Annotated in this window: 5 protein-coding genes; 3 read left to right on the top strand and 2 right to left on the bottom strand. The window is 70.7% G+C overall.

Features of this window, described 5'->3' with window-relative positions; all coding sequences use genetic code 11:
* On the top strand, positions 1-861 hold an 861-nt coding region (locus tag ACI379_RS15450), incomplete at its 5' end, for an alanine racemase (RefSeq protein WP_439792999.1).
* Here ACI379_RS15450 and ACI379_RS15445 read toward each other — a convergent pair.
* Both ACI379_RS15445 and ACI379_RS15440 read right to left on the bottom strand, forming a co-directional pair.
* Entirely contained in the window at positions 772-2,157 is a 1,386-nt protein-coding gene (locus ACI379_RS15445) for a hypothetical protein (RefSeq protein WP_439792998.1), read from the bottom strand. The two genes, ACI379_RS15450 and ACI379_RS15445, sit on opposite strands and share 90 nt — an antisense overlap.
* The gene (locus tag ACI379_RS15440) at positions 2,154-4,481 is read right to left on the bottom strand and encodes a transglycosylase domain-containing protein (protein ID WP_439792997.1); all 2,328 of its coding nucleotides are present in this window, start codon (positions 4,479-4,481) and stop codon (positions 2,154-2,156) included. The genes ACI379_RS15445 and ACI379_RS15440 overlap by 4 nt, the downstream gene beginning before the upstream one ends.
* Before the next feature lie 104 nt (positions 4,482-4,585).
* Here ACI379_RS15440 and ACI379_RS15435 point away from each other — a divergent pair, with 104 nt between their 5' ends.
* Positions 4,586-5,167, top strand: coding sequence for a PadR family transcriptional regulator (locus ACI379_RS15435; RefSeq protein WP_439792995.1), 582 nt, complete (start codon positions 4,586-4,588; stop codon positions 5,165-5,167).
* A gap of 24 nt (positions 5,168-5,191) precedes the next feature.
* Positions 5,192-6,132: inositol-3-phosphate synthase (locus tag ACI379_RS15430; protein WP_439792994.1), on the top strand; the 941-nt coding region annotated here is incomplete at its 3' end.

Here is a 6,132-nt window from a genome sequence, read left to right as displayed (position 1 = left end):
GTCGACCGGTACGCCGGCGACCTGCTCGTCCTCACCCCGTGGCGCTCCTTCCAGGGCGGCGCCGACCTCACCCCCGCCGTGGCGCGCCGTCTGCTGCACACGGTGAGCCGGCTCGAGGACCTGCCGGGTCTGCTCTCGCAGGACCCGCGGGCGCGGTTCGTCCTCGAGCAGCTCACGTCGATGCGCCGCCACGGGATGTCGCGGCGCGACCTGACCCGCGCCGCGCAGTTCGTCGTCGAGTCCGGCGTGACGGGGCTCCGCGGCGTCGCCGTCCACCTGCCGCTCAACGTCACCTCGCACCTGGCCGAGGTGACCCGGCTGGTCAACGACCTGGTCGCCGCCGGTCTGCCCACCCGCACGGTGTACGTCAGCCACCTCACGGCGGCCGAGCTGACCCAGCTGCGCACATCGTACCCGGACTTCACCTTCCGACCGCGCATCGGCACCCAGCTGTGGCTGGGCGACCGGGCCGCGCTGAGGGTGTCGGCGACCGTGCTGGACGTGCACGAGGTCGAGCGGGGCGAGGCGTTCGGCTACCGCGGCCGCTCGGCACCGCGCAACGGCCACCTGCTGGTCGTCTCGGGCGGCACCGCCCACGGCCTGGGTCTGGAGGCCCCGACCGGCGAGGCGTCGCTCAAGGCGCGAGCCGCCACCCTGGCCCGGGGCGGCATGGACGCGGTCGGTTTCGTCCGGTCGCCGTTCAGCATCGACGGCAAGCAGCGCCTGTTCGCCGAGCCGCCGCACATGCAGGCCTCGATGCTGTTCCTGCCCTCAGGGGCGCGGGTCCCCGAGGTCGGGGAGGAGGTCGAGGTGCGGGTCCGCTACACCGCGACCACCTTCGACCGGATCACCGTCTCCTGACCCGTACGGCTCCTCCGCGGGCGCGGTCCGCAACCCGACGACGGCACGGCTGAGCAGCCACCCGAGCGCGGCGACCCGCAGCCCGATGGCGAGCCACACCAGGTACGAGTAGCCGCCGTCGGCGGGTGCGAGCGCGCCGCTGTAGTACCAGCCGGTGAGCACGAGGTGCAGCGCCTCCGCGGCCTGCCAGACCAGCAGCGGGCCCCAGCGGGGCACGGCCAGTGCCGCCAGCGGCAGCAGGACGAGCCCGGCGGCGGGCGGGACCCAGGGCGCGAGCACCAGGGCACCGCCGAGCAGGAGCAGGGCCGCCGAGGCGATGGTGCGTACGTCTGCCGGCCCACGGCCCCACCGCGGCCCGTCGGCGCGCAGCACCAGCCACGCGACGACCGCGGCCCACGCCACCCACAGCAGGGACGAGACGACCGTGACCTCGGCCGCCGAGAAGGTGCGCCCGGTGCCCTGGGTCAGCACCAGCCACACCGAGCCGCCGTCGACGCCGCGGACCCACCAGGCGAACGGGGGGCCGTCGGAGGTGAGCAGGCGGGGCGCTGCCAGCACCGTCCAGGTGAGCAGGGCGGCGAGGACCGTACGGAGCACGGCCGCCGAGGAGAACGCGGGCCGGCGGTCGGTGCCGCTCTGGCCGGCCGCCACCACCAGCAGCGCCACCACGACCGACAGCGCGGAGAGCATGGTGGCGCCCGCGGCGCCGAACGCGATGCCCGCCAGCACGGGTCGACCTCTCGCCCAGGCCCACAGGCCGACGGCGAGGCCGCCGAGGGCGAGGACGTGCCACGAGGTCGCCCAGGTCAGCGCCACCAGCGGGGCCAGGGCGACCACGGCGCCGTCCCACGGACGGCGCGGGTCCGTACGCGTCGCCGCCACGGTCGCCGCCAGCAGCACCACGGCCACCAGCACGACCGTCGCCACGGCACCGGTCTGGACGCGCTCGGCGGCGGTCGCGGGCACCAGCTGCGCCAGCCAGGAGGCCAGCCGTCCCACCGCCGCGGGCAGCGGGGGCAGCGGCTCGTCGAGGCGTCGGTCGGCGGTGGCGAGGCCGGACCAGCCCCAGTCGTTCCAGCACATCCGCGCGTACGCAGGGCCGCTGCGCAGCCACGCGTCGTCGGCGCAGGCCTTCTTGGTCAGCAGGCCCGCGACCCACACGAGGGTCCCGAGCGCGACCACGACCCGGGTCGGACCCCACCAGCGGTGCGGCAGCCCGTGCCGCCCGGCCGGCCCTCCCACGCACTCGGAGAGGGCTGCGACCGTCGGGTCCTCGCGTGAGGGGGCGGCCCTCACTGCGCCAGGGTCAACCACCAGGACCTGGTCAGGTAGGCCCACAGGCTCATCGACGCACTCTGCCCGAGCAGCCCGCCTCCCCCGCCGCCACCGCCGGGGCCTCCCGTGGTGGTGGGCGTGCCCGTGGGCGTCCCTGTCGGGGTGTCGGTCGGCGTGTCCGTCGGGGTGTCGGTCGGCGTGTCGGTCGGGGTGTCGGTCGGGGTCTCCGTGGGAGTCTCCGTCGGGGTCTCCGTCGGGGTGTCGGACGGCTTGGGCGTCTTGGTCTTGGTGGTCTTGCTGGGCGGCGGGGGCGTGTACTCGTGGCCCGGGCTGGGCGCGTCGCCGTCCATGAAGACCGGCTCCGGGAACTCCTCGACCGGCTCTCCGTCGAGGGCCCCCTTCATGATCTCGGTCCACGCCATCGCCGGGTAGTAGCCACCGGCGAACGAGTCGCCCACCCAGTAGCCGCCGTCGGAGACGATCTCGTCGAGGGCGCCGACGCCGTCGCCGCGCACCGTCATCACGACGGTCGCCAACTGCGGGGTCGCGCCGGCGAACCACGAGGAGGCGACGCCGCCATCACCGCGGGTGGCGGTGCCGGTCTTGCCGATCGCCGGGCGCCCGAGGCTGAGCGTGCGCGAGCCGGTGCCGTCGGCGGTCATCACCTGCCTCATCGCGTAGATGGTGTCCGCGGCGACGTCGGCGTCGATGGTCTGGTCGGTGGAGTCGTCGTGGGAGTAGATCTCCTCGCCGGAGGAGTTCACGACCTTCTCCACGACGTGCACGTCGGCCCGCTCGCCAGAGTTGGCGATGGTGGCGTACGCGTTGGCCATGTTGATCGGGCTCACCGTGGCCGACCCGAGCGCCACGCCGAGGACGGGCTCGAGGCCCGAGGTCTTGGTGGGGATGCCGTACGGCTCGTCGGCGCCGTCACGCGGCGGGATGCCGGCCGCGTTCATGGTGTCGATGATCTTCTCCGGCCCGTCCTCCATCGCCTGGGTCAGGTCGATGAAGGCGGTGTTGATCGACTTCGCGGTCGCGGTGGTCAGCGAGACCTGGCCGTACGAGGCGTTGCCCTGGTTCTCCATGTCCGTGCCGTCGGGCAGGACGTACGGCGAGTTGCCGTCGAAGGTGTCCTTGAGCGCGAAGCCCTCCTGCAGACCCGTGGCGACGGCGAACGGCTTCAGCGTCGACCCGGCCATGCCGCCCGCGCGGGCCCAGTTGATCTGGGAGTCGAGGTAGTTCTGACCGGCGAAGAAGCCGCGCACGGCGCCGGTGCCGGGCTCCACGGACGCGGAGGCCATGTGCAGGTCCTTGTCGGACTGCTTGGTGGAGCGCATCGACTCGACCCCGGCCTGGGAGGCCGCCATCGCCTTCTGGGTGAAGGTGGTGGTGATCCGCAGGCCGCCACCGTCGATCTCCTCCTCGCTGGCGATGCCGCGGTTGATCAGCTCCTCCTTGACCAACGCCAGCATGTGGCCCTTCTGGCCGCCGTACTGGCTCTGCACCGCGATCTTGGGGAACTTGGGCAGCTTCCTCTTCGCGTTGTCGCGTTGCTCGACGGTGATGGTCTCCATCTCTGCCATCTGGTTGAGCACGTACTCGTAGCGGCCCCGGAGCAGGTCCTTGTGCTCCTTGCCACCGCGCGGGTCGAAGCTGGAGGGGTTGTTGAGGATCGCGGCCAGGGCGGCGGACTCGCGCAGCGTCAGCTTGGTGGCGTCCTTGTCGAAGAACGCTTGCGCGGCGGCCTGGATCCCGTACGCACCGCGGCCGAAGTAGATGGTGTTGAGGTATCCCTCGAGCACCTCTTCCTTGCTCATCTGCTGCTGGATCTTGAGCGAGACGATCGCTTCCTTGACCTTGCGCTCCCAGGTGCGCTCGCTGCTCAGGTAGAGGATCTTCACGTACTGCTGGGTGATCGTGGAGGCTCCGTGCGTGGTGCCCTCGGTCGTGTTGGAGACCAGGGCGCGCAGGATGCCGCGGGGGTCGATGCCCTTGTCGGTCCAGAAGGTCTCGTTCTCGGCGGCCACGACCGCGTTCTGGATGTCCTCGGGCATCTCCGAGATCGGGATCGACTCACGGTTCTGCTCGGCGTAGTAGGTGCCCAGCTCGGACTCGCCGTCGGAGTAGTAGACGTGGGTCGTCTGCGCCTGGAACGCCTTGTTGGGCTCGGGGATGTCGATGGAGTTGTAGAGCACGACGAACGCGCCCACCCCGATCAGCAGTCCGACGAGGCCGAGGATCACCATGGCCTTGAACGCCGTCCCCAGCCGCTTGCGCCACGACTTGGCGGGTTTCGGCTTGCGGGTGACGGCCTTACCTTCGGCCCTGCGCTTCTGACTCACGCCGGAAAGAGTACGTCCCCGGCCCGCATGCCGTCCGCTCCCGGCGGCGCGACGTGGTACGGCCCGGCTTACGTTTCTGGCAGATATATCGTTACGATAGATCGGTGACGCGTAGGGGAGACTTTCTCGAGCTGGCAGTCCTCGGGCTGCTGACCGAGGGACCCCTCCACGGCTACGAGCTGCGCAAGCGGCTCAACCTGTTGCTGGGCTGGCGGCGTCTGCTGTCGTACGGGTCCCTGTACCCGGCCCTGAAGAAGATGTCGCGCCGCGGCCTGATCGCGGAGATCCCCCTCGTGGGTCCTCCGACCAGGCGCCCGCGCATCGTGTACGAGGTGACTGAGCTCGGCACCACCGAGTTCCAGAACCTCGTCTCGCAGGCCGGCCCGACCGCGTGGGAGGACGACAGCTTCGACGTCCGCTTCGCGTTCTTCGGCGCCACCGACCTGGAGATCCGTCTCCGGGTGCTCGAGGGGCGCCGCAGCCGACTTCTGGAACGTCTCTCCCGCATGGAGGCCGTTCCGCGCCCGTCGACCGACGGGTACGCCGCCGAGCTCCGGCGGCACCGCATGGAATCTGTCGAGCGGGAACTCCGGTGGCTCAACGAGCTCATCCGCGCCGAGCAGGGGGAGACCCCTTCAGCCGGCGCGGACGGTGACTCCCCCGCACACGTCACGCACCACGAGTGACACAACCAAGAGAAGGAGAGCCCGATGGGTTCGGTACGAGTGGCAATTGCGGGTGTGGGCAACTGCGCCTCCTCCCTGGTCCAGGGTGTCGAGTACTACAAGGACGCTGACCCGGCGAGCTCCGTCCCCGGTCTCATGCACGTCACCTTCGGCGACTACCACGTCTCCGACGTGCAGTTCGTCGCGGCGTTCGACGTCGACGACAAGAAGGTCGGCAAGGACCTCTCGGAGGCGATCAACTCCTCGCAGAACAACACGATCAAGATCGCCGACGTCCCCACCCTGGGCGTCGAGGTGCAGCGTGGTCCGACGCTGGACGGTCTGGGCAAGTACTACAAGCTCACCATCGAGGAGTCGGCCGCCGAGGCCGTCGACGTGGTGCAGGCGCTCAAGGACGCCGAGGTCGACGTGCTGGTCTCGTACCTGCCGGTCGGCTCGGAGGAGGCCGACAAGTTCTACGCGCAGTGCGCCATCGACGCGGGCGTCGCCTTCGTCAACGCCCTGCCCGTCTTCATCGCCTCCGACCCCGAGTGGGCCAAGAAGTTCGAGGACGCCGGCGTCCCGATCGTCGGCGACGACATCAAGTCGCAGGTCGGCGCGACCATCACCCACCGCGTGATGGCCAAGCTGTTCGAGGACCGCGGCGTGGTGCTGGACCGTACGTACCAGCTCAACGTCGGCGGCAACATGGACTTCAAGAACATGCTCGAGCGTGAGCGGCTGGAGTCCAAGAAGATCTCCAAGACGCAGGCCGTGACGTCGAACCTGTCCGGTCCGCTGTCCGGCGTCGGCGCGGACGACCGCAACGTCCACATCGGCCCGTCCGACTACGTGGCGTGGCTCGACGACCGCAAGTGGGCGTACGTGCGCCTTGAGGGTCGCGCGTTCGGTGACGTGCCGCTCAACCTGGAGTACAAGCTCGAGGTCTGGGACTCCCCCAACTCGGCCGGCATCATCATCGACGC

The sequence above is a fragment of the Nocardioides sp. genome (genome assembly GCF_051876515.1).
GTDB lineage: Bacteria > Actinomycetota > Actinomycetes > Propionibacteriales > Nocardioidaceae > Nocardioides.
The sequence above is the reverse complement of the archived record's forward strand: the minus strand, read 5'-3'. Positions and strand labels throughout refer to the sequence as shown.